Origin of the sequence: Cutibacterium porci (assembly GCF_009696315.1) — a bacterium.
Taxonomy (GTDB): Bacteria; Actinomycetota; Actinomycetes; order Propionibacteriales; family Propionibacteriaceae; genus Cutibacterium; species Cutibacterium porci.
Genome location: NZ_VUMG01000001.1, coordinates 511045 through 534526, shown reverse-complemented (window position 1 = coordinate 534526; position 23482 = coordinate 511045). Strand labels below are relative to the sequence as shown.

Genomic DNA, 23482 nt, shown 5'->3' with positions numbered 1-23482 from the left:
CGAGGTTATCGAGATGCCAGCAACTCCTCGACGACAACAGCAAAACCATCCTCCTCACAACGGGGGGCACGCCGATCCGCCGCAGCAATCGCCTCGGGCTTAGCGCCGCCCATCGCATACGACACACCAGCCCACTGCAACATCTCAACGTCATTGGCCCCATCACCGAAGGCGACAACGTTGGCACGATCCTCCCCAAGGAGCTGGCAGATGCGTTCTAAGCCACTGGCCTTCGTCACACCCGCCGGTCCGGCTTCCGCCACCGTGAACCCCGCCCAGGTAGCGTGAACTCCGGGCACCCGCAGACGCCTTGATAGCTGATAAATGTCTGAGGCAGACACCGTCGGGTGCACGATCATGAGCTTGACGGCCTCGGTGGAACACAATTCGTCACGACTGACGACGACGTGTTCAGCGGGATCGTTCTCGGACTCGAAAGCGGGGACAATCTCGTCGTACCCTTCTTCGACGAGGAACACTGAAGAATCCCCAACCTCCGCACAGAACGCCACCCCTGGGCACTCGGCAGTGAGTTGGTCGACATAGGACGTCACGGTGTGGGTCGACATCGTCTCGGTGAAGAGGGTGTCGCCGGTGGACATATCCGCCCCGACAGCACCGTTAGATACGAGGGCGTATTGGTGGAAAACCGGGCCGATGACGCGCAGCCCGCCAACAGCCCGCCCTGTCACCGGGATAACGCGAATACCGGCGGCCTCGGCGGCCTCTACAGCAGCCCGGTTGCGCGAGGACACCGTGGCATTGGGTGTGAGGAAGGTTCCGTCGAGATCGGTCGCAATGAGCACCCCGCCACCCTATCGAGAAGTCCACAATCCGTAGCCGTTTGGGTACCGTCGGCGGCGACGACCACAATGGTCCTGCAGGGCGTTCCTGTGCAGCGCAAGGAGGGTGTCAGATGGCGGACAAGCGGTCGGGTGCTCATGGCGGGTCCGTGCCCCCCGCATATCCTCGGCCCTGGCGCAGCGACGACCCCGTTCCACGAACTGCTGACGGCATTGACGCCCGTATTTTTCGTCCCGGCCAGGCTTCCGCCCAACCCGCTACCCCTCCACGGTCGAGCGCTACCCCTCCTGAACCCCCGGTCGAAGAAGACAGCCCGACGCGTATGGCCTCGCTACACAACGCCTCGACGTCGTGGCCGCTGACTCGTTCAGGGACAATCTCTGCTCAGACACTCCCTGCTCAAAACGGCAAGGCTAAAGTCCGCAATTCCAGGCCACCCAAGGCGCGTCGAACCCGACGCGTTCCGCTGGAGAAACTCTTCCGGGCTGAGACTCCGGTGGAACCGACTCTGGCCCTTAACCTGGGCAATTCCGAGATGGCAACCATGCAGGCTCGACGCGTCGTCGACCTCGTCACCCGAATCGCGGTCATGGCGATCTCGGTGGGAGGATCCGCATCTGAAGCCGTCGCAATGGCCCTGCGCATCACAGCAACGTACGGGGTGACCGTCCACATCGACATCACGAATACCTCAGTCATCGTCACCCAGCATCGAGGCCTGGACGAAGATCCCATCACGGCATTGCGGGTGGTTCGTTCCCGTACCAGCGATTATCAGCGCCTCGGTGAGCTGCAGTTGCTCGTCGACGATATCTGCGACAAGACCGTTGGGCTTGAGGGGGCGGCTGACCGATTGGCGGCCATCACGCGCAGCCCCAGGTTGTACCGTCAGTGGTTTGTCACGATGAACATTGGTTTTATGGGGGCGGGACTATCCACCCTATTCGGCGGGACCGCGCTGGACGGTGTGTTGAGCTTCATTTCGACGTGTATGGTCGACGCCGCTGTTCAGGCGATGGCGCGCAAACGGATCACGAACTTCTTCGCCCAAGCAGCTGGCGGTGCCATCGCAACCGCTTTTGCTCTGATCGTCATGGTGTACATGGCGGCTTCCGATCACCCCTTGCCGCTGTCCCCGTCCCTCATCGTCGCGTCCGGAATCGTCTCTCTGCTAGCTGGCGGCTCATTCGTTGCAGCCTCTCAGGACGCTCTCGACGGCTACGTCGTCACGAGTTCTGGACGATTCCTGGAAGGGTTTGTCCAAACCGGCGGCATCATCCTCGGCGTTATCACGACGATGTGGATCGGATTGAGGCTCGGAGTACCCGGGTACATATCACCCTCGTTAGGATTCTCTACTGATCCGATCCTCCAGATGATCGCTGCCGCAGTCATCGCCGTAACCTTCGGCATATCTTCCCATGCTGGGTACCGCACCCTAGCTATCTGCGCAGTCCTGGGCGCAGCCGCCTGGGCGGGATACCTACTGGGAATGCAACTGACGACATCCGTATCGGCAGCGTCAGGTCTCGGGGCGACGGTGGCAGGCCTCATCGCTGGGCTGGGAGCGAAACGCTGGAAGGTGCCCCAACTTGGCTTGGTGACGATCGCCATCGTCCCTCTCATGCCTGGCGTCATGATGTATCGGGCCCTGTACATGATCGTCAATGCCCAAAACGGCACTGGCGGTGCCTCGAATAACGGCTGGGCTCTCTTCTTGGAGGCCCTACTCGTCGGCGTCGCACTAGCCGTTGGTGGCAGCTTCGGTGCGCTGCTGGCACGTCCATTTACCCTCCCGAAGGATCTGAGATCTCGATTGGCGACCCTGGCTTCCTGGGGTGCAGGTCAGGCCGTCCCCCGCGAGCGGCGTCGGCGGCGGTCTCAGTCTCCCGCAGACCCGCACCACCCGGCTCTCAACAACACTGGGACTGACCCTTCTATGACGGGAACATGGGCACGGTAAGCGTTAGTCGAGTCGCTGCATCTTTGGTCGCGGTACTGGCACGGCAACCATCATCACTAAGGACAGCAGTACCGGGGGCACCAGCACGATAAGCGCCAACCACGGCAGTGGCATTGGCGCTGGCCGATGAGAGCCGAGACACGTCATGACGACGGCAGGTACGAATCCCACAAGGAAGCCAAGGGCCTGACCAAGCCCTGTCGTCACAAGGGTCTGCGCGGCCACTATCCGCCTCAGGGTCGCCTTCGAAGCGCCTACTGTTGCGATACCGGTGCGCGAACTTCTCGAATCGGACAATGTCAAGGCCAATACCACAGCACCGACGCATAACGCGAGCACCGCACCGACCACAGCCGCCCAGCGCACCACCGCCCCAGCGACGTCCGAGTAACCTACTTCCCACATGAATTCCGAGGGCGACCCGGTGACGTCCATAAGGGAACGCTGTAGCTGCTCGCCCTCCTGTGCGGTCGGAGTGTGCGGCAGTCGCAACCACACCGTCGAGGATTGGGTTTTCATCTTGTCGGGGCTTACCCCTAGCACCTTCGCCGCCATCTTGCGGCTGATGAGGTTGGGCATACCATATCCCATGGCGTGACGAGGGGCCTGGATGGCTGGAAGGACAGTGGTATCAGTGCCGGGAGGCTCCTCGTTGTTGGAGATGACAGCCTGCGAAACTTGCGGGGCATCAGGCGAGAACAGGATGACTCCCTCGTCGAGAGCCTTCATGACCCGACCGTCTGCTTTCTCCCCAGTCAGCAACTCATAAAGGGTGCCGTCGTCAATAATGACCGTAGACGACGTCACTGTGGATTCGTTGGCAGCGTCAGGTACCTTGGCAGCAACTTCTAGGTTGCTGTAGCAGTATTTCCCGTCCTGGCTGCACGTCACCGGCACTTCCGGTCTCAGGTATTTCACCTGCGGCCCAAAGACCGCGGTGACCCGCTGTATCTCCTCGCTGACGCGATTGTCCGAGGCCCTGAGCCCGTCATTTTGCTCGCCGGTGAGAACACCAATTTGCTGTCCAAGTTCCGGGCGGTATTGAGCTCTGTCCTGGATGGCGACGCTCTGGCATAACGTGACGGCAGCGCACGCCAGCACGACGATAGCCATGGAGGCGGCAACCCCTGGTACGGCACGTCCCCGGTTCCGGTTGAGATCGCGCAACGCGAAGCGGATCGACAGTGACGATGATTTGCGTCCGGAGATTTTGTCCACTAGCCAAGGCAACGCGAACACAACCGCCACGTACAGCACGACGATCGTGATGATGATGCCGATATTCAGGCGCACCATCGCGTCGCCGTTCGTGCCACGATGGCTGTATATGACACCCCCGACTCCGGCGAGCACACTCATCACGGCGATGACGATCGCCAGGATTGGTCGGCGCGCGGGCGGTGCTGCGGATTCGGCATGTTTGACGCCCATGAGGACGTCTTGGCGGGCGACGTCACGGGCCGGGAACCAACAGGCGGCCAGCGCGGCGAGCAAACCGACGACGAATCCTACGGTGACATATCCCCAGTCAACCCCGTAGGTGATGTAGTCGGGGTTCATCGTGCGAATGATCGCCACCGCACCATTACCCAGGCCCACCCCGAGGCCTACCCCGAGTAATGCTCCCGACAGACCCAACAGCAATCCCTGATGAATCATCACACCCATGAGGTCGCGTCGAGCGGCACCGGTAATGCCAAGCAGGGCAAGCATCCGTCGCTGCTGACGAGCACCAATAGCGAATGCTGCGGCTGCAATAGTCGCGACGACGATAGCCGAGAGCACCCCGGCAGCAAGCGATAGAGCGAATACCATTCGTTCGGTGGAGTCGTCTTGGTTAATGCTCTCGTCGGCCCGACGGTCGGCCACACCGACCCCCGACGCGTTGAGTTTCTTGACCTGTTGCTTGGTAAGAGATGCGCCTTTAACGTAGTAGCTGAGCTCCCCGCCATGGGCTAACGGGCTGTTGGGGGCCACCCAGATGACGGGGCCACGCCCCGACCATCCTTCCCGGACGAGCCCGGTAACGGCGTATTGGTGCCCGTTGACGGTAACCCGCGATCCCACCGACCAGCTGAAATCTTTCGCAGCGCCGGTCGTCACCCAAATGTTGTTGCCAGTAGGCATCGGCCCACGTGGCAGCTCCATGCGATAGGGACGCATAGTGGTGAGGTCCATCGCCTTGACCGTTGCTGGCAACGTGGTGAGCCGCCAAGAGACACTTGCCTCAATGGTTCTCAACGGGTGCATCTCACGGCCCGGCAACTCTAGATTGGCCAGTGCTTCCTGCTGCTGGGTTCGTTGGCGTGCATCTGGCTCAGCGCTGCCGGCGCAGTACGCGTCAGACGGCGCTTGCTGAAAACAGTGGCCGTCCCAGTTCGACATCGGGCTAATGACCATGTCGGCGTCACCATAGTTGGAGACGCTTTGGTCGGCAGAAATGCTACCGTCCGAACGCAGCAGCACCCCTAGCCCGGACATGATGGCCACCGGCAGGGCTATGAGCATCACGATGAGCAGCGAGCGCATCTTGTGCCTGCCGACGTCGCGCACTGCCAGCCGATTGATGAGGCGACGGTGGGGTCGCCCTCGGGCGATGGCGTCTCCGGAAAGGCGAACCGTGCTAGTCGAGGAGTTTTCGGGCATTGTCTGGGTTGGCGTCACCACTGGCCACGTTTCGGATTGTCGTTGAGCAGCTCCATAGGATCGCTGACAACCTGGGACTCGTCGACGAGTCTGCCGTCTCGCAGGAAAATTACCCGGTCGGCCCATGCCGCGTGGCGGGCCTCGTGAGTCACCAAAACGACGGCGACCCCCTCGTCAGCGAGAGCCCGAATGAGGCTCATAATCTCGTCGCCGGTGGCCGAGTCAAGCGCGCCAGTGGGCTCATCGGCTAGCAAAACACGACGGTCACCGACGATGCCGCGCGCGATAGCTACCCGTTGACGCTGCCCACCCGACATCTTCTCGATGTGGCGATCAACGAGCTCAGGAACCCCAACACGTTCGAGGGCGATTTCAGCAGCTTTGCGGGCTCTGGTCGCCGAGACTCCGTCAAGTTCCAGCGGCAGCGATACGTTTTCGACGGCGGTAAGGGTAGGAACGAGGTTGTAGTCCTGAAAAACGAAGCCAAGTTGGCGACGCCGCACCCGTGCGAGGTCGTCACGCGACATACCACTAAGGGGCTCACCACACACTGACACCGTGCCAGAGGTGGGCTGGTCCAATCCGCCAGCTAAACCAAGGAGAGTAGACTTTCCAGACCCCGACGGCCCCATGACAGCCGCAAAAGTGCCTGGGCTAACACCCAGGCTGACGTCAACGATAGCGTCGACCCGCTGCTCACCCGCACCAAAAGAACGACTCACGTGGTCTAAGGACAGCACGGTGCGCTGCGCCGCAGAAGTGACGTGGTCAGCGGCGCGCGACGGGGTCGACGTCATCCGGTTCAGGCCTTCTGAACGGTCTTAGAGTCTTCAGCGACTGCCTCAACGGGCTGATAAGAGCGGGAGTGAGACGCTTGTATCGCTTTAGACTCGCAGTGGTCAAGCCAACGAATTTCCGCCTCAGCCGCGAAGATCATTCCGTCAACGAGTAGTTGGCCAGCGAGGTCATCGTCAGCGACGCCACGGCGGGCCTGTCGGAACTCTTGTAACTGATGCATGGTGGCGTGACGCTGCTCCTGAATGAGGGCAGCGACGTCAACATCACTCGACGTAGCTGCCAAGGCGATCTTGATGGCCAGCTCATTGCGGGGCGGGTTAGCTGGGGCGACCGGAGTCGCGAACCATTGACGCACCTCCTCGCGGCCCTTTGAACTGATGGTGGCAATAACCCTGCCATCAGGAGTTTCATCGCCGCGGTAGCACAACCCATCGCGTTCAAGACGGTCCAATGTGGTGTAAACCTGTCCAATGTTCAAAGGCCACGTGTGATTTGTACGTCGATCAAACTCATTCTTGATCTCATACCCATGACGGGGCTTCTCAGCCAATAGCGCGAGGATGGCGAACTTGATCGACATGTGACCTCCGGATGCCGTGCTTCGATCTCATTTAATTATCGCATACGCGATATCCTTAAGTCAAGAAATTACCCACCTTTTTGACCACTTAGTGAGACATGACGCTCATCACGCGCCGACCCCCACATGAAGGCGCCCCTCAAAGGCCCGCCCCAGAGTGACCTCATCGGCGTACTCTAGGTCACCGCCGACAGGCAGGCCAGATGCCAGCCGGGATACCGTCACGCCCATGGGACCGATGAGACGGGAGAGATATGTTGCCGTTGCCTCTCCTTCAAGGTTCGGGTTGGTAGCCAAGATGACCTCGGTGACCGTTTCATCAGCCAAGCGTTGGCACAGTTCCCGAATGTGAAGGTCCGCTGGGCCCTTCCCATCCAGCGGTGAGATAGCTCCACCAAGAACGTGGTATAAACCGCGGAACTGCCGGGTGCGCTCTACCGCAATAACATCTTTGGATTCCTCAACAACGCATATCATCGACTGGTCACGGCGCGGATCGCGACAATACTGACACACCTCATCAGAAGACACATTGAAACACACTTTGCAGAACTTGGCCTTCTCTTTAACCTCACGCAGAGCATCGGCCAGCTCATTGACTTCCTCTGCGGGAGCGTCAAGGATATGGAAAGCGATCCGCTGTGCGCCTTTCGGCCCGATCCCCGGCAAGCGGGAAAGGGCGTCAATAAGTTCTTGCAGCGGACCGTCGTACATCAATTCTCCTGTCTAGCGTGCTGGGGTAGCTCACAGCCCAAGGCCGGGCATCTGAGGCATGAGGGACTGCTGCATACTGTGGGCCTGCTCGGTAGCGTCCTTGACGGCAGCCACCACGAGGTCGGCAAGCGTCTCGGCGTCGGCGTCTTCAAGAGCCTCCGGCGCAATTGTCAGTGCGTCAAGTTCGCCCGTTCCAGTGACGGTGGCGCGTACCAGACCGCCCCCAGCAGTACCCTCAAAACTGCTCTCCGCGAGCTGATTCTGCGCCGCCTCGAGCTGGCTCTGGACGGACTGGGCCTGAGCAAGCAAGGCGCCCATGTCGAGTCCGCCGAGGTCGAATCCTCCAGTGGTCATAGTGTCTCCTGTAAGTATGGCCCCTGCTCCTCGCCAGTGGGGCGGTGTCGTGACCCACAGTAGCCGCCAGCAGCGACGGGATCGTGGGGTACGACGTTCCTGGGGTCATCTGACGGTTGGGTCGTCACCAGTGTCGATGACAACACCACCTAGTTCACGCATGATGAGATCAATGGGGGTTTCGGCGGACTCCTCCACAACAGTGTCGTCCCAATCCCCATCGTCATTCGGCGGCTCTTCGGCCCGGACGGGTCGCGCAGCCATCTCAAGGGGGCGCACGCTGCCTTTAGCGCGCTCACTCCAACGGTGAGCATGGCCTCCTTCATGACCAGTCGTCCCGCTCTGACCAGTATCGCCGCTCTGACCAGTATTGCCACCTGCATAGGCGGTACTGCCTTCAGCCACCGAGACGGTGCGCTGCGAGGACCCACCGCTTTGACGAGTCGCACCGGCTTCGGCGTGCTCGGCAGCCTCGACGTGGTCCCCGCCTGGGACCAGGTCTGGCTCAGGGTCGGCGGCCTCACCGCTATCAGGATCTGGTGCGCCAGCTACTGGCCCCGCCTCGACGACCTCATCACGGATATCTCCGTACTGGTCTTCCGTCGTGGCATCAGGAACCGAACTGTCATCCTCGCTGGGATGCGAACTGGCTGACGGGTCAGGTTCGTGCCCTGACGTGTCGTCACAACGACGGTTACCCGGTCGGTCCTGGGGATTGCGACCGGGATCGGTAGGGTCCGGTGGACCATCGCCTCGAACCGGACCTTGACTGTATGGTTCCTGCGTCCAGGGGTCGTCGTCCGGTGGCTCTTGCACAACCGGCTGGGGTTCGGGCCGGTCGGGCTCACGGGGTTGGGTCTCAGCGGGTTGGGGCTGAGCACGATGTGGCTCTGGGCTATGTGGCTCTGGGCGGACGGCAGCCGGGGGTTCTCCGACGACTGCCGTGAAGGTAAGGTCCACACCCAGCACCTTCACAACGGCGTCGTGCAGGATCTTTGGGTAATTACTGGCAACGAAATTTTCTCGGGCCCCGGCATGAGAGAATCCCAGGGTGGCTTGATTGCCATGAGCCTCAAGCACCTGGGCGTACTTGCTGAGGACCATCCATGCGACGCGACCACCATCCTTGACGGCCTCAAGGACCTGCGGCCACTCGCGACGCAACGTCGTGACGTCGATGGCGCCGATGGCGCCGTCGCCGCCGTGGTGATCCGACGATTGCTGCGGTTGAGAAACGCCGCGATAATCCTGCTGGGATGGCTGATGCTGGCTAGATGACGGCTCAGTGGACCACCCTGGCCCCTGCGGCATATTGCCGGGTTCTCCGCTTGACGACTCAGTCAGCTGATTGCCGGGCCGGTAACCTTTTCGGCTGGGACGCGGACGCCCTGAGGGACGCTGCCCCGACGTGGCGTCATGGTGCGTTTGTGCGGACCGACCCTCTGGGTTTGAGGGGCGCTCCGCTGGCCGGTGTTGAGGGGAACCAGCCTGCTGGGGTGCATCGACACGACGCGAGACTGGCTGGGCGGGGGTCGCGCGCTCAGCGAGTTCAGCGTCATCGACAGGCCCGGAGACGCCAATTCTCCTCTCCAGCCGCTCTAAACGTGCATGGATGCCCCGACCGTCCGTGTCAGCTGCGGGTAGCAGAATCCGCGAGCACATCAGCTCCAGGTGGAGCCGGGGAGCAGTAGTGCCACGCATATTTGTCAGCCCGGTGGCCAATACCTCAGCCGCACGCGTGAGCTCGCCGGCACCGAAACCGGCCACCTGATGGGTAAGCCGGATGCCCTGCTCGGGTGACACGTCGATAAGTCCAGTTCGGCAGGCGTCGGGAACCGCCGAGATGATGACGAGGTCGCGCATGCGACGTAGCAGGTCCTCAGCGAAACGGCGAGGATCCTGCCCCACCTCGATCACCTTGTCGATCGTGGCAAAAACCTGGTGGGCGTCGCCAGCGGCGAAGGCATCAACGATCTCGTCCAGAAGGGCTTCAGGGGTGTAGCCGAGTAGGGCTGCGGCCTGCTCGTAACTGACGTGGCCGTCGGCGGCACCACCAAGAAGCTGGTCGAGCACCGAAAGGCTGTCTCGCACCGACCCACCGCCGGCGCGCACTACTAGCGGCAAGACGGCGTGGTCGACGTCAATTCCTTCCTTACCGCATAGCTCAGCTAGATAGTCGACGAGCACCTTCGGTGGCACCAGCCGGAACGGATAGTGGTGAGTCCGGGAGCGAATCGTCCCGATGACTTTTTCTGGTTCCGTCGTCGCAAAAATAAATTTGACGTGCGGCGGGGGCTCCTCGACGAGTTTCAGCAAGGCGTTAAAGCCCTGCGGGGTGACCATGTGGGCCTCGTCAATGATGTAGATCTTGTAGCGCGAATGTACTGGGGCGAAAAAGGCGCGTTCGCGTAGATCACGTGCGTCATCGACTCCGCCGTGGGAGGCGGCGTCAATTTCGATGACGTCAATTGATCCGGGGCCACCACAGGCCAGATCGCGGCACGACTGACACGTTCCGCAGGGGGTCGGCGTCGGGCCCTGCTCACAGTTCAATGCCCGGGCAAGGATGCGCGCAGTCGTCGTCTTCCCGCAGCCACGCGGACCCGAGAATAAGTAGGCATGGTTAACGCGGTTATTGAGGATCGCGCGCTTGAGAGGCTCGATGACGTGGTCCTCGCCGATAACCTCATCAAAAGTCTCGGGACGGTAACGCCGATACAGGGCCAGTGGAGGCTCTAGGAAATCGCCATCCGTGTTGCTGTCAGGGGCTTCCCCGATCAATTCCTGAACCCGCTCAGTGACGTCAGCACTATCGTCCACGTCCTCGTCCGTCTCGAGACCATCGGGCTCATCAGGGGTCTCGGGGCCGTCCAGCAGCCCTGGGTCGCGAGAATCCGAGGGAAGGTCGTCATCAGGGGTGGCTTCGTCAGGAAGTACGACGGGGCGTGGCGACTCCTCGTCACCGAAAAGATCCGGACCGCCTTGCTCGAAGACCTCAGGCTCGACGGCCTCGTCCTCCATGCCCGGTTCAGGCACCTTCTCATCCACGGTGTAAACCCTAGTTTACAGTTGCGACACATTCCCATCGGTCCGACCAGCTCCGGACGGAACACCCTCAGCCAAAGAAAACCAGCAAAAAGCTAATCACCGTCACAACGGCGAAGGTGGCCCACGCGATCTGAACCGCAGAACGCACCGGGTGACCGAGTCGCTTAGCTTTACGGCCACACGACGTGGCCACGAGCGGAGGGATGAAAAAGGCCACGACGTCGAGGCCGACGACCGTCCACGTCAGCCAGGCCGGCACACTACTGTCGTGAAGCTGGGGGTAACCGAGATTAGCCGGCAACATCGTTTGGGCCATCATCCCGACGATCCCCGCGATGATAAAGAGCAGCAGTGAACACCAGGTGATACCCGCCCAGATGGCACCGGCACGATCGGTGGTAATGATGCGTCGCTGATCGCCCATAGCCCTCCTCCCGGGCATCGATGGAAACCTTGTCAGGCATGGTTACTGCGGACATGAAAAAGGGCTCCCCGCGCACCCGGTAGAGCCAACCTACCCTTGCTACCTCTCGGTCCTGGGGGAGTTCAGTCAGGTGCCGCCGCACGGGGAACCGAGTTCCACTCTAACCGACGCCCTATCCAGGGAACAACCCGTGGTAATGCTGCGCGCATCATCATCGGCTGCAACAACGCGTGGCTCGCCATAGCATTGCTGACACGTTTTCCACAGCAAGGGAGGCATGATGACGAGGATCGACGTGTGGCTATGGTCGGTGCGCGCTTACAAGTCCCGATTATTGGCCACCGACGCCGTCAAAGGCGGCCATATTCGCCTCAATGGGGACCCGATCAAACCCTCCCATGAGGTGAAACCGGGAGATACTGTCACCATCCATACCCCCGGATGGGACCGGATTCTCAAGGTCATCAACCCGATCGCCAAACGCGTCGGTGCGAAGCTCGCAGTTGAGGCCTACGAGGATCTGTCAGCCCCCCGGCCCGCATACCTCTCTGCTCCCATCGCCCGCCGCGACCGTGGGGCTGGACGACCGACCAAAAAGGACCGTCGCGAGATCGATCGGCTCCGAGGTCGGGACTCCCATTACTAAGAGTCCATCGTCGGGCCCCGGAGCACAACTCGCAGGCAAATTGGCGCCGCGCGCCGAACCCATGTATCTTACTCGGCGGAGGATTCGCCTAGAGGCCTATGGCGCTCGCTTGGAAAGCGGGTTGGGTTCACGCCCTCACGAGTTCGAATCTCGTATCCTCCGCAGTTAGCCCGCCCCTCGGTTCGCCAGGGGCGGGCTCGTGTTGTTTCGGGCTGGTGCGATGGGCGTGCGCACTGCCTGCTCGTCTTGGCTGGTGGTAATCTTTCGCCATCAGCTAAAGGACTTTTCCGGATCAGCAAGGATCATGACGTGGTCGATTTCAGTATTTTCGGCGACTATCAAAATCCGGTGGAATTCAACTTCTCAACCGCCGAGGGGTTCTCGTCCCAGCTACGGTGGACTTCACAGCGGATAAATATCTTCTACGCGCGTACACCTCGTGTCGAATCCATTGCTGCAAGAGAGTCCCGAGGTTTCTTCGCGACTGTCTTCGCGCAGAACATGCAGGTGTGCTCGGCGGATGCCGAAGCGTTGTCGGAGGCATTGACTGCCGCCGCTGACATAGTGGACTATCTTACCGAGCAGGCTCGACTCGAGAACGAGCGACGACAAAAGGTTCGCGACTTCGCGGCGCAGCATGACGATTTTGGCGATCATGTGCGGGATTTCTTCACAGGTGTGGATGTCCCGCCCAATCTCACGCCCGCCGAGCCTCCGCCGCCCCAGCTGCTCCGCCTGCCTTTGACACGCCAGCGTCAGCAAGATCGGTCGATCCGAGGCTCATCGGGTGGAATATCTGCGGCGGACCCCAAGGATCTCACCAGTGCCGCGCAGGTGTTGGGGGAAGCCGCAGCACAGGTACCCTCGGGATCAGTCCTGGCGGGCTGGTTCGACGACTTCACCTCCCAGTGCAAGTACGGCACCGTGGAGGTCGGGGATCTGTTCGTGCAGCTGGATCGGTGGCGGGACCTCAATGACGGAGACGTCGAGTGGTTGCACGCGGTAGCCAAGGCCTTTCAAGCTGCTGGCTCTGGTGTTATCACCTTGCCTAACTCTGCCCTGCGAGCTGCCTTGAGAGCTGCTGGAACCCCTTTGTGGCGTACCGACCTCGACATCACATCCCCGAGGCTGTCGGGTATTGATCCGCGCACTGGATACCTTGAGGATCCCATCAACTCGGCAACCGGGAATTTCATCGAGCCCGAGACCGATCTGGCCTTCGCGGCAGCGTCATCCCCCCTCGCCCTCAGCAGGATGTACAACTCTATTCAGGCTGTTCGGGGACAGGGTGGGGTTTTCGGCCCTGGGTGGGCCAGCATCCTTGACCAGTGCCTGCTCGTCAAGCCGGGGTGCGTCGAGTGGGTGCGTGAGGATGGCAGGCATATCGCCTTCGCGGTGGAGGCTGCACCGACAGCAGTCCTACCGACGACCAATCAGCTACCCAATCCGGCAGAGGAAGACGAAAAGCCTGTCGAACAGTGGCGAGCTCAGGGTGAGAATCTGTGGCTCAGTCGGGTCTCTGCTTCTCAACTTCCGGAGTTCCTTCGCGATCCGGCCACATCAAAATGGGTGTGGGTGATCTCGGACAACCGGGGAGGTCGATGGGTTTTCACTGAAGGTGGCGCATGGGTGTGCAGCGGATCTTCGCAAAGAGACGTCGTGCATACCGTGCGGGAAGGCGATCGCGTGACCGCGATGGAAACGTCGTGGGGCTACAGGATCTCGGTGTCGTATGACGGCACCAAAGTGATGTCGGCTGTTTCCAGTGATGGCCGTCGCTGCCGGTACTCCTACGACGACCAAGAGCGACTCGTACAGGTGGACAGGCCCGACGGTTCACGGCGTTACGAGTGGGATGACACACTCATCACGACCGTGGTGGATGCATGTGGCAACGCGGAGTGCATCAACAGCTACGACGACCGGGGCCGGATCACGTCCCAGCAAGCCGCTAACGGTCGTACTATCCATTTCAGGTATCTGCCTGGGGGCGTCACCGCCGCCAGCGATGCGGATGGCACCAATGCCAATACCTGGATATGTGATGCTCACGGTCGCACCACAGGTGCGGTCGACGCCCATGGCGGCCAGGTTTCGATGGCCTACGATTCCTTCGGCAATATGGTGCGTTGTGTCGATCGGGCTGGAAACGTCACCTCACACCGCTATGACCAGCGAGGGAGACTGACGCACACGGACCTTCCCACTGGCGCCACGATCGACTGTTCGTGGGATGGTCTGGACCGGCTTGTGAGCACAACCCTGGCCAATGGCGCCCAGACCACCTTCGAGTATGACGGCACCGAGCGTGATCCAGTGCGCGTCACAGATCCGTGCGGTGGCGTCACCGTTGCGGAGTGGAAGGATGGATTGCTTCTGCGCGCCACGAATCCTGTCGGGGTGAGCCTGAGGTTTTCCTATGACCATCATGCAGAATTGGTGCGCGTCGAGGACGCCCATGGGGAGGCTTCCCGCCTCATCCGTGACGAGGCGGGACGGATCGTCGAGACGATCTCGCCGGGTGGCGCCACGACGCGGTTCAGCTACGACGATGCTGGCCGCCTGGCTGCCGTGGTCACACCGGATGGCGCGACATGGGAGCATCGTTATGATGTGGCCGGTCATCTGATCGAGTTGGTTGCCCCCGATAGTGGGGTCACAAAGTGGGAGTATCACCCAGACGGTCAGATCTCCAGGGTCATTGATCCTCTCGGGCGCGTCATTGAACACTCCTACGACCACTTGGGGAACCTGGCGGGCATGCAGCTCCCCGACGGCAGCGCTTGGAGCTTCATCCATGACGCGCTATCGCGGTTGACGCAGGTGGTGGCACCGGACGAGGCCAGGTGGACGTATGCCTATGACGTTGATGGCAATCTTTCCGGCGTCACTGATCCAGCCGGTTTCGCCAGGGTCTTTACTGATGGTCTCACTGCCAGCACCGCCTCGGATAGTCGCGGGCACCAACTCCACCGCGTCGATGCCGATCCCTACGGTCTTACTACTGCCGTCACCGATGTCACTGGCGCCCAGCAGATCGTCACGCGTGATTTGTGTGGCCGACCGGTTGAGTTTCAGGACGAGTCTGGCGCGGTGACCCATGTGGAGCGCGATCTAGCGGGCCGCATTGTGGCCCTCGTCAGCCCCACCGGGCTGCGCACGAGTTACAGCTATGACGCGTGTGGGAGGATGGTTGATGTTACCGATCCCGCAGGCCGCGTGACGCGCTATTCCTACACCTCAGATTTCCAGGTGGCGACAGTAACTGATCCAACTGGCGAGACCGCGCGCTACGAGTATGACGCCATGGGACGTGTTGTGCTCAGTCATGTTCCTGGCGCGGGAGTGAGCCAGTACCGATATGACCCATGCGGCAGACTCGTGTTCAGTTGCGACCTAGTGTATGGACAGCGTCATTTCAGTTACGACCTTGCTGGCCAACTGGTGGCAGCGACTAACTCGGCTGGTGGCGTCTCGCAGTACGGCTACGACCGGTGTGGCCGACTCGTCACCCGCACCGATCCGGGTGGTGGCCTCACCACGTATCGGTATGACGAGTGTGGGCAGATAATCGCCGCCACCGACCCACTGGGGCGGATTACCGAATATACCTGGGACAAGTCCGGAACCCTGGCCGCCATCACCCGCCCGGATGGCACGGTTGTCAGCCGTCGTCTCGGCCCTAAGGGCGTCGAGGAATACATTGATGACCAGCTGGTCAGTCGTATCCTCATCACGCCGACCACCCGCACGGTCACTATTGATGACTACACCGATCCTGCTTTCCCGTGGCGTCACCTGTTGGGGTACGACCCTCGTGGGCTGCTCTTGACCCACAGCGTCGTCCCCGTGCCGGGAGACGAATCGATTGTGGACGAGGGGCCACTCACCTCGTCCGAACAGTGGTGGTACGACGCCGAGGGGCGTCGGGTACGTCATCTCACGTTGACTGGTGATTCTATCGATTACGCATACACCAACACCGGTGTATTGGGGTCGATTCGCCACTCTCGATTGGGTGAGGTGAGCTTGGAATGGGACGCGGTCGGTCGTCTCGCGAAGCTAGGCAGTCCTCTGGATCAACAGCAGTGGGGGTATACTGATGGTTTCGTCACTAGCCACACCTCCTCCTGCGGGTCCACGACCATCAGTCGCGACGAGATGGGCCGAGTACTCCGGGTGAGCGCACCATACGGGGATTTCCGGTACGGGTATGACGATTCCGGCTCGCTCACGTCCGCCGACGGCCTTGATGGATCGAGCCGTCGATGGGTTTATGACACGGCGGGACGGCTCGTCACCACGACGTGTCAGGACGCCGGCACCAGTCAAACCTGTCACTACAACTACGACCTCGCCGGCGAACTCGTCAGCACGGTGACGCAATTGGGGCCTGGTAACAGCACAGTAGAGACGCACTACCGATACGACCCATGCGGCCGACGAATCGAGGCTGCATCCTCGACTGGGATGCGCGAGGAGTTCAGGTGGGATTCACGGGGCTGGCTGGCGGGAGTGATGACCTTCCATGCGGGGCAGTCACACGAATTTGCCACACATGTCGACACTTTCGGATGTCTGACCGACGTGTCCGGTCCTGCCGGACGAACCCCGATTGCGTGGGATCTTGCGACCGGTGAACCTCGGTTAGTACAGGTTGGCGACATACCAGCACTGCCACTTCCCGACGGCAGTGTTCTGACACCAGTGAGCGCAGACAGCGATCAGGATGAGCCGTGGCGTCACCCAGCCACCGATCCCCTCGACCCGTATACGTTGATCCAAGAACACCTGACGGCGGACATCAATATGACGGGAGGTCATCTTGGTGTAGCTGGTTTGGCATGGATGGGAGCGCGCGTTTATGACTCCACCACGGCGTGTTTTCTGACCACTGACCCGCTTGCGGCGCCACCAGGATCCTTGTGGGAGGCCGCCAGCTACGGATACGCCACCAATCCGCTCGCCCTGGCAGACCCGCTGGGTCTCAGACCCGTCACCGACGCCCAGATGCGCCAATTCGCTAGCACTATTGACACCCGAAACCTGTGGGACCGCCACATCCGCAACGTGTTCTCGTGGGAGACCCTCGGGGGTGTTGCTCTGGCCACCGCCGGAGGACTCCTGATGTGTTTTGGGGCTGAGGTGCCCGGGGCGATGCTGATCGGTGCCGGAGGCGACATGGTTTTCCAGCAAGTCGTACACGGCCACGTCGACTATGGGGAGGTTGCCTTGTCCGGAGCGTTGGCACCTACGGGAGGCTCGGGACTCAGCGAAATCGCAGGTCTCGGAACTCGGACTCTCCTCACCCGCGGGATAGAAGCCGGCACAACCCAAGGCTACGTGATGGGCAACTACCACTGGATAACATCACCCGGGCCCCACAACGCCGAAACCTACCTAGAGCAAGTAGGCGGAGAAACACTCAGCGGCGCCGCCTTCGGAGGCGTCACCGCCAAGATGGGAGGAAAAGCATACGACACACTCCCAGACTCAATACCCACCGGACACTTCGGACCCCATAACACGATACTCCGCGTTGGTAAACAGCCCGAGACGTTCATTCGAAAATACCAAAGAAACGGCAAACTGGACATCGGACAGGCAACCTCATTCCGTGGATCCACATTCAAAAGCAAAATCGCCATAAAACCCATCACAACCTACCGTAGCTGGAGTGACCCAGACTACGAGGTCGGCGGCTACGTGTCCCGGACACGACCAGCAGGACCCCTCCAAACCCAACTCGACCTAGCACTGGCCCCTCAATGGGGCAACAAGGCCAACCACATCTCCGAATATGAGATACCACAATTCGCGCCATTCTACGAAGGTGCAGCCGGAGTGCAACCCGTCAAAGCCATCGAAGACTCAGACACCTTAGGCCAATTACCCGGAGGCGGAAACCAAATACTCATCACCGACAAGCAGGTGTTAGACCAATGGAAATCCAAGAAGTAGAACGTCCCTTTCGAGAAATCGATATATCCCAAGTAGGACCCATTATTATAAACAGCTTGACACAGATAAATCTGGACACCGGATGCATAGGAAAGCCAGGAGACCTGTTTTTCTCTCCAACCAAGTATGACTATATTCCAAACACTCGACTTACGATAACGATGTCGGAGCCATTTATTTTAGATATAAAAAAGCCGCAATACGCGATACAAGCCGTTTGGTTCGTGCGGGTCTACGCCGCTGGTCCTATATCCCACTACGCCATGCATGAAGGACAGAAGAGAAGCGAAATAACAGGAATCCACTACGTGGACATAGGGGATTATACAAAGCGGAGCCTCTTTAATGGCTGGTCGTGGGCGTTCAGTCATGAGCCTATAGAGCCTAGTTGGTGGCACCACCTCATTCCTGATAAATGGCTTTATTAGCATATAGTCCACACACTCAATGAAACAGTGCTGCTCTCTCACTAGATTGGTAACGCCGAAAGTGACATGGTTTTCCAGCAAGTCGTACACGGCCACGTCGACTATGCGGAGGTTGCCTTGTCGGGAGCGTTGGCACCTACGGGAGGCCGGGACTCAGCGAAATCGCAGGTCTCGGAACTCGGACTCTCCTCACCCGCGGGATAGAAGCCGGCACAACCCAAGGCTACGTGATGGGCAACTACCACTGGATAACATCACCCGGGCCCCACAACGCCGAAACCTACCTAGAGCAAGTAGGCGGAGAAACACTCAGCGGCGCCGCCTTCGAAGGCGTCACCGCCAAGATGGGAGGAAAAGCATACGACACACTCCCAGACTCAGTGCCCATCCACCGCGTCGACCCCTACCACACCACAAAAATAGCCACCGGAAACCCACGCCGCATGATCGACGACGACCTCGACAGTCTCGGGAAAAAATGGGAACTAGAACTACACGACGCCAACACATTTCGCTCTTCAACATATAAACAAAAAATAGCCATCAAGCCCATCACTGTCTACCGTTGCTGGAGCCACCCAAAATATCAAGCCGGCAGATTTGTTTCGCGAATACGACCAGCAGGCCCCCTCCAGACTCAACTCGATCTGGCACTCGCCCCCCAATGGGGCAACAATGTCTCGGAATTTGTAATACCAAGGTACACAAGATACTACGAGGGTTTCGTCGGCGAGCAACCCGTCAAAGCCATCGAAGATTCAGATACCCTCGACCACCTCCCCGGAGGCGGAAACCAAATACTCGTCACAGATGAAGGATTAATCAACCAATGGAAGTCTCCAAAATGAATCCCCCCTCTCGCGAAATTGATCTATCCGAGATTGGACCCCTGATACTAAACAAGGCGACAGAAATATACCTCGACACCAGAACCATAGGGAAGCCAGGAGACTTACTTTTCACACCCGTCAAATATGAATACACTCCCGGAGTCCAACTAAGAATAGAGATGGAAGAACAGTTTATCCTTGAAATAAACAAGCCCAAGCATGCAGTACAAGATAGGTACTACATACGCATATACAGCGAGGGTCCGATATATTTCACTTCCATACATGATAACAGTAAAATTGGTAAGATAGTCGGACATTATCGCGTCGACATGATTGATTTCTCAAAGCGGGGCTTCCTCAACGGATGGTCGTGGTCCTTCAGCCATGAGCCCATCGAACCCAAATGGTGGCACCACATCGTCCCCAAAACGTGGCTACGCTAACAGCAAACCAAACATCAAACAGCGAAAGGAAACTTCGCAAGCCGGAGAAAAGTAGGATCTACCAGAAAATCATAGCAGGGCGCATAACTACGCGGAGGATACCCCGTTAGACCCACTACCCCTGATGGACGGACCCGAGCACAACAAGACCACATGTCTCCGAACTCGAACCCTACCCACCCACGGCATAGAAGCCGACACAACCCAAGGCTACGTGATGGGCAACTACCACTGGATAACATCACCCGGGCCTCACAACGCCGAAACCTACCTAGAGCACGTAGCCCGAAAGGTGGGCGGCTACGTATCCCGGACACGACCAGCGGGACCCTTCCAAGCCCAACTCGACCTAGCACTGGCCCCACAGTGGGGAAACCAAATACTCGTCACAGATGAAGGATTAATCAACCAATGGAAGTCTCCAAAATGAATCCCCCCTCTCGCGAAATTGATCTATCCGAGATTGGACCCCTGATACTAAACAAGGCGACAGAAATATACCTCGACACCAGAACCATAGGGAAGCCAGGAGACTTACTTTTCACACCCGTCAAATATGAATACACTCCCGGAGTCCAACTAAGAATAGAGATGGAAGAACAGTTTATCCTTGAAATAAACAAGCCCAAGCATGCAGTACAAGATAGGTACTACATACAGATATACAGCGAGGGTCCGACATATTTCTCTGCCATACGTGATAACAGTGAAATAGGCAAGATAGTCGGGCATCACGATGTCGACATAATTGATTCCACAGAGCGGGGCTTCCTCAACGGATGGTCGTGGGCCTTCAGCCATGAGCCCTTCGAACCCAAGTGGTGGCACCACATCGTCCCCAAAACATGGCTACGCTAACCACACAACAATCCACTACTCCCCTACCCAGACCTAATATTGCTCCGCCGGAAGTCACAACAGCTACAACAAACGCCGCACCATCCCGTACGTTCACACCCACAACACTACCCGAACCCGAAATATCACAGTACACAAAATACTACGAGGGTCTCGTCGACGAGCAACCCGTAAACGCTACTAAAGGCTCAGACACCTCAGGCCAATTGCCCGGAGGCGGAAATCAGATACTTATCATCGACGAACAGGTGAAAAATCAATGGAAACCGAAGAAATAGAAGCACCGTCCAGAATCATTAGCCTTTCGGAAATCGGACCGCTCGTTATAGGAAAATGGTCCCTAATTTACGTCGATTCTGAATGCATCGGCAAACCGGGAGATCTGTCATTTAAGCCATCCAAATATGACTACATTCCGGATACACACCTGAAAATTCAGATGGTCGAGCCATTCCTCTTAAATATCCAAAAACCGATTTACGCAATACAGTCAGTAAAATTTGTGCGCATCTACAGCACTGAAACCATATCCTACACCCGCATAAATCATGCGGATGACGCAAGCAGGATAACTGGATCAAACTATGCTGACATATTCGACCGCACGAATCGCACCATCCTCAATGACTGGTCGTGGGCCTTCAGCCACGAACCCATCGAACCCAAATGGTGGCACCACATCGTCCCCAAAACGTGGCTACGCTAGCAGCAAACCAAACATCAAACAGCGAAAGGAAGGTTCGCAAGCCGGAGAAAAGCAAGATCCACCAGAAAATCACAACAGGGCACGTCAACTACGCAGAGAATTCCCTGTTGGGTCCATTATCACTGGTGGACAAACCCGAAACCTACTTCACCCACTCCGCCGAAGCCGACACAACCCAAAGATTCATCATGGGCAACTACTGCACCGGGAGGAGTAACGACGCCCGTGCTCTCCTATCGTGGATTGGGCTTCTGGTCTGGCGTTGAAACGTTCGTCGAATCCGTACTCCACGGGTCCCCGATGTAACGACCATCCTGCATATAAGGTTGGTTGCCCCCGGAATTCGTCGATTCTCCATACTGGTGACCGTCCTGACCCGGAGCCTGCCATTCTTGGGGCTGCGGCTGCCCGTGTCCCGGGTACTGCGATGTCGCGGTTGCCCGGCCAGACTTCGCCTGCATCTTCTTCGCACGCCTCTTATTACCAAATACCCACGATTAGGCCAATAAGCGCTCCCTGGATGGCACGCCCCCCGACGTTATTCCAGTAGGACGGACCCTCCGTTCCAGCGCTAGGTCGCTCGCTCACTGCCTTCAACCTCGATGTGGAGTCCTTGATATCGGTCCACGTGACAGTATTGCCGTCAACACTGCTTGAATCCGAGTGGCTAATCACCTTACCAGGGAATGTCACTGAGACTTTAAAGTCACCTACCATGCTTTTATCAAGCTCAACACCATTGAAAAATTTCTTACCAATGGACAGTGACACCTTGTCCGCATCAAGAGTCAATCCCAATCCAACGCCCCGTGCGTCATCTGCAGTGGTCGTCACCGTGTATTTGCAGCCAACGTATTCCTTGTCTTCGACGAACTCAGGTTTTGCCCCGCGTTCCTTGTCTGAGGCAGATATTTCGAACGCCTTGTCGCAATCGGAGAAATCTGGCGGCTTCTTCCCTGCCTCCTGTATGTCTGCTCTAGAGATACCGTAGACGAACGTCGAGCGGACGTCGTCCTAGCTTCCAATCTCCATGCCGTAGTTGAATTTCGCGGCACCCATGACAACAGGGGCAAGCAAAACTAAAATAGGCGCGGCAGATTGACCATAGCTGGATTACATCATGAGTGGGGGTCATCTACCCCTATGTTCTAGCTTGACGCCGATGGATCAATCTGGCGAATAGGCTACGGCTACCAGGGCTGTCCCGCTAGTTATCGCAATGATCCGACTGAATCATGACATCGAGATAAGTGAGCGCTTTATCAAGGACAAAAATTGTAGGAAGCGCCAGCCTGCAGCCAGCACGAACCTTTCCCCAACCCCACAAACGTCATTCTTTGGCAGACGCCGTCACGACCCTCCAGCAACGATGGTGATAGGACTCTCCTGCACCTGGTAATTCCCGATCTCTGCACCGATGCTGCACGAAGCCGGATGCAGAGCACTCGCATCGTGGCCGTCCGGAGTGATGGACACTGCGCCCGAACAACGATCCGTGAGCCGAACGTTCTCCAACTTGCCTCCTGTGATGTCGGTGAGGATGCTCGTCGGATTTGAGTTGAAAGGCGTGGTGTAGATCGGCGTCATCTCGTTCTCTCCGCCCGGCCAAGTGCCCAGGATCGTCACGGGGATCGCCGCCCCCTCCCTCACCCGAGAAGGCATCTTGATCCGCATCGTTTGCAATCGCTGCAATGAATACGCAGTTGAGGTAGCAGCGTCATTGTTCAGTGCCTTGTCAGTAACTTGTTGCTGATTTTGCAGCCACGTCTCTAGGCTTGCCTGATCACTGATCGCGGCTTCCTTCGCTGGGAATTTCGCCGTAACAGTCACAGACCCCTCCTGTAGGAGAGTTTTCAGCGTGATCGTCCACCCACAGTCGGCATCAATCGACGTCAGCGCTGGACTATGCGGCACAACTTTCGCAGCGTCATCCCATGTAGCATCAGGGCAGGAATGGGTCGAGGTAACCACCTCGAGGACGTCTCCGCTCAGCGGCTGCTTGATGGTGCGATAAGTGAGGGTGTATGTCAATGTTCCGCTGCTGACTGTCGCGGCCCGAGAAACATTCAGCCCAGATGGGTACACTTGCATTGGCAGCGAGGCGCTCAGCCCATTGACAACCTTCGGCCCATGCTTTTCGTCCCCCCGAGAGTTACCGCCGATCACCATCCATATGATGACGGCTGCTGCGATAATGAGGACCCCAGCAGCATAGACAACGATCCGGTGCTTGCGACTCGACCACCATTTCTCCGTCTCCTCCCCCACAGGCGAGC

Annotated in this window: 17 protein-coding genes, 1 tRNA gene, 1 other RNA gene and 1 pseudogene; 9 read left to right on the top strand and 11 right to left on the bottom strand. The window is 58.8% G+C overall.

All coding sequences use genetic code 11. The features are described 5' to 3' along the window. Positions 1-5: 5 nt before the first annotated feature. Positions 6-806: an HAD family hydrolase gene (locus tag FYJ43_RS02165; RefSeq protein ID WP_326833237.1), complete on the bottom strand. Its 801-nt coding sequence runs from the start codon at positions 804-806 to the stop codon at positions 6-8. A 494-nt stretch (positions 807-1300) separates the two neighbouring features. On the opposite strand from FYJ43_RS02165, the gene FYJ43_RS02160 reads away from it, so the two are divergent. Further along, on the top strand, positions 1301-2767 hold the full coding sequence (locus FYJ43_RS02160; RefSeq protein ID WP_326833305.1) for a threonine/serine exporter family protein: 1467 nt from the start codon (positions 1301-1303) through the stop codon (positions 2765-2767). A gap of 3 nt (positions 2768-2770) precedes the next feature. Here FYJ43_RS02160 and FYJ43_RS02155 read toward each other — a convergent pair whose 3' ends face one another. The 8 genes from FYJ43_RS02155 to ffs all read right to left on the bottom strand — a co-directional run bounded on the left by FYJ43_RS02155 (position 2771) and on the right by ffs (position 11484). Further along, the gene (locus FYJ43_RS02155) at positions 2771-5413 is read right to left on the bottom strand and encodes an FtsX-like permease family protein (protein WP_154562142.1); all 2643 of its coding nucleotides are present in this window, start codon (positions 5411-5413) and stop codon (positions 2771-2773) included. 14 nt (positions 5414-5427) lie between these two features. Continuing rightward, positions 5428-6210: an ABC transporter ATP-binding protein gene (locus tag FYJ43_RS02150; RefSeq protein ID WP_154561527.1), complete on the bottom strand. Its 783-nt coding sequence runs from the start codon at positions 6208-6210 to the stop codon at positions 5428-5430. A 5-nt stretch (positions 6211-6215) separates the two neighbouring features. Next, positions 6216-6791 (bottom strand): PadR family transcriptional regulator, encoded by a 576-nt coding sequence (locus FYJ43_RS02145; protein WP_154561525.1) that lies wholly within the window; start codon positions 6789-6791, stop codon positions 6216-6218. A gap of 108 nt (positions 6792-6899) precedes the next feature. Beyond that, complete coding sequence (recR, locus tag FYJ43_RS02140) at positions 6900-7505, bottom strand: recombination mediator RecR (protein WP_154561523.1); 606 nt, start codon at positions 7503-7505, stop codon at positions 6900-6902. 30 nt (positions 7506-7535) lie between these two features. Then, positions 7536-7859, bottom strand: coding sequence for a YbaB/EbfC family nucleoid-associated protein (locus FYJ43_RS02135; RefSeq protein ID WP_154561521.1), 324 nt, complete (start codon positions 7857-7859; stop codon positions 7536-7538). A 105-nt stretch (positions 7860-7964) separates the two neighbouring features. After that, positions 7965-10880 carry a DNA polymerase III subunit gamma and tau gene (locus FYJ43_RS02130; RefSeq protein WP_154562140.1) on the bottom strand — a complete coding sequence of 972 codons (2916 nt, stop codon included), beginning with the start codon at positions 10878-10880 and terminating at the stop codon, positions 7965-7967. Positions 10881-10974: 94 nt separating this feature from the next. Then, positions 10975-11349, bottom strand: a complete 375-nt coding sequence (locus FYJ43_RS02125; RefSeq protein ID WP_154561519.1) for a hypothetical protein — start codon at positions 11347-11349, stop codon at positions 10975-10977. Positions 11350-11387: 38 nt separating this feature from the next. Then, positions 11388-11484, bottom strand: an RNA gene (ffs, locus tag FYJ43_RS02120) — signal recognition particle sRNA small type. Positions 11485-11611: 127 nt separating this feature from the next. Between ffs and FYJ43_RS02115 the strand changes: the two genes are divergently transcribed. The 8 genes and pseudogenes from FYJ43_RS02115 to FYJ43_RS02085 all read left to right on the top strand — a co-directional run bounded on the left by FYJ43_RS02115 (position 11612) and on the right by FYJ43_RS02085 (position 21206). Then, a complete protein-coding gene (locus FYJ43_RS02115; protein ID WP_154562138.1) occupies positions 11612-11977 on the top strand; it encodes an RNA-binding S4 domain-containing protein in 366 nt (121 codons plus the stop codon). 77 nt (positions 11978-12054) lie between these two features. Continuing rightward, positions 12055-12139, top strand: a tRNA-Ser gene (locus tag FYJ43_RS02110). Between the two features lie 147 nt (positions 12140-12286). Further along, on the top strand, positions 12287-17938 hold the full coding sequence (locus FYJ43_RS02105; RefSeq protein WP_326833236.1) for a DUF6531 domain-containing protein: 5652 nt from the start codon (positions 12287-12289) through the stop codon (positions 17936-17938). Next, positions 17920-18366: a hypothetical protein gene (locus tag FYJ43_RS11985; protein WP_195839853.1), complete on the top strand. Its 447-nt coding sequence runs from the start codon at positions 17920-17922 to the stop codon at positions 18364-18366. Before FYJ43_RS02105 ends, FYJ43_RS11985 begins: the two co-directional genes overlap by 19 nt. 230 nt (positions 18367-18596) lie before the next feature. Continuing rightward, positions 18597-19214 carry a type IV secretion protein Rhs gene (locus tag FYJ43_RS11980; protein WP_195839852.1) on the top strand — a complete coding sequence of 206 codons (618 nt, stop codon included), beginning with the start codon at positions 18597-18599 and terminating at the stop codon, positions 19212-19214. A gap of 585 nt (positions 19215-19799) precedes the next feature. Then, positions 19800-20072: pseudogene (locus FYJ43_RS12545) on the top strand (hypothetical protein); the annotation flags it as partial. Then, positions 20054-20500, top strand: coding sequence for a hypothetical protein (locus tag FYJ43_RS02090; RefSeq protein WP_154561517.1), 447 nt, complete (start codon positions 20054-20056; stop codon positions 20498-20500). The pseudogene FYJ43_RS12545 and the gene FYJ43_RS02090, both read left to right, overlap by 19 nt. A gap of 259 nt (positions 20501-20759) precedes the next feature. Further along, on the top strand, positions 20760-21206 hold the full coding sequence (locus FYJ43_RS02085) for a hypothetical protein (RefSeq protein ID WP_154561515.1): 447 nt from the start codon (positions 20760-20762) through the stop codon (positions 21204-21206). A 480-nt stretch (positions 21207-21686) separates the two neighbouring features. On the opposite strand, the gene FYJ43_RS12540 is transcribed toward FYJ43_RS02085, so the two are convergent. Both FYJ43_RS12540 and FYJ43_RS12180 read right to left on the bottom strand, forming a co-directional pair. Next, a complete protein-coding gene (locus FYJ43_RS12540; RefSeq protein ID WP_407643720.1) occupies positions 21687-22175 on the bottom strand; it encodes an LppM family (lipo)protein in 489 nt (162 codons plus the stop codon). Between the two features lie 381 nt (positions 22176-22556). Continuing rightward, entirely contained in the window at positions 22557-23297 is a 741-nt protein-coding gene (locus FYJ43_RS12180) for a hypothetical protein (protein WP_229771601.1), read from the bottom strand. Positions 23298-23482: the final 185 nt, after the last annotated feature.

Excerpts from the sequence above, each read along its gene's own strand:
- FYJ43_RS02130 (WP_154562140.1), bottom strand. The coding sequence starts at position 10,880 with ATGGAGGACGAGGCCGTCGAGCCTGAGGTCTTCGAGCAAGGCGGTCCG.
- FYJ43_RS02155 (WP_154562142.1), bottom strand. The coding sequence starts at position 5,413 with ATGCCCGAAAACTCCTCGACTAGCACGGTTCGCCTTTCCGGAGACGCC.
- FYJ43_RS11985 (WP_195839853.1), top strand. The coding sequence starts at position 17,920 with ATGGAAATCCAAGAAGTAGAACGTCCCTTTCGAGAAATCGATATATCC.
- FYJ43_RS02125 (WP_154561519.1), bottom strand. The coding sequence starts at position 11,349 with ATGCCCGGGAGGAGGGCTATGGGCGATCAGCGACGCATCATTACCACC.
- recR (WP_154561523.1), bottom strand. The coding sequence starts at position 7,505 with ATGTACGACGGTCCGCTGCAAGAACTTATTGACGCCCTTTCCCGCTTG.
- FYJ43_RS02115 (WP_154562138.1), top strand. The coding sequence starts at position 11,612 with ATGACGAGGATCGACGTGTGGCTATGGTCGGTGCGCGCTTACAAGTCC.
- FYJ43_RS02090 (WP_154561517.1), top strand. The coding sequence starts at position 20,054 with ATGGAAGTCTCCAAAATGAATCCCCCCTCTCGCGAAATTGATCTATCC.
- FYJ43_RS02085 (WP_154561515.1), top strand. The coding sequence starts at position 20,760 with ATGGAAACCGAAGAAATAGAAGCACCGTCCAGAATCATTAGCCTTTCG.
- FYJ43_RS02135 (WP_154561521.1), bottom strand. The coding sequence starts at position 7,859 with ATGACCACTGGAGGATTCGACCTCGGCGGACTCGACATGGGCGCCTTG.
- FYJ43_RS02150 (WP_154561527.1), bottom strand. The coding sequence starts at position 6,210 with ATGACGTCGACCCCGTCGCGCGCCGCTGACCACGTCACTTCTGCGGCG.
- FYJ43_RS11980 (WP_195839852.1), top strand. The coding sequence starts at position 18,597 with ATGGGCAACTACCACTGGATAACATCACCCGGGCCCCACAACGCCGAA.
- FYJ43_RS12180 (WP_229771601.1), bottom strand. The coding sequence starts at position 23,297 with ATGCAAGTGTACCCATCTGGGCTGAATGTTTCTCGGGCCGCGACAGTC.
- FYJ43_RS02145 (WP_154561525.1), bottom strand. The coding sequence starts at position 6,791 with ATGTCGATCAAGTTCGCCATCCTCGCGCTATTGGCTGAGAAGCCCCGT.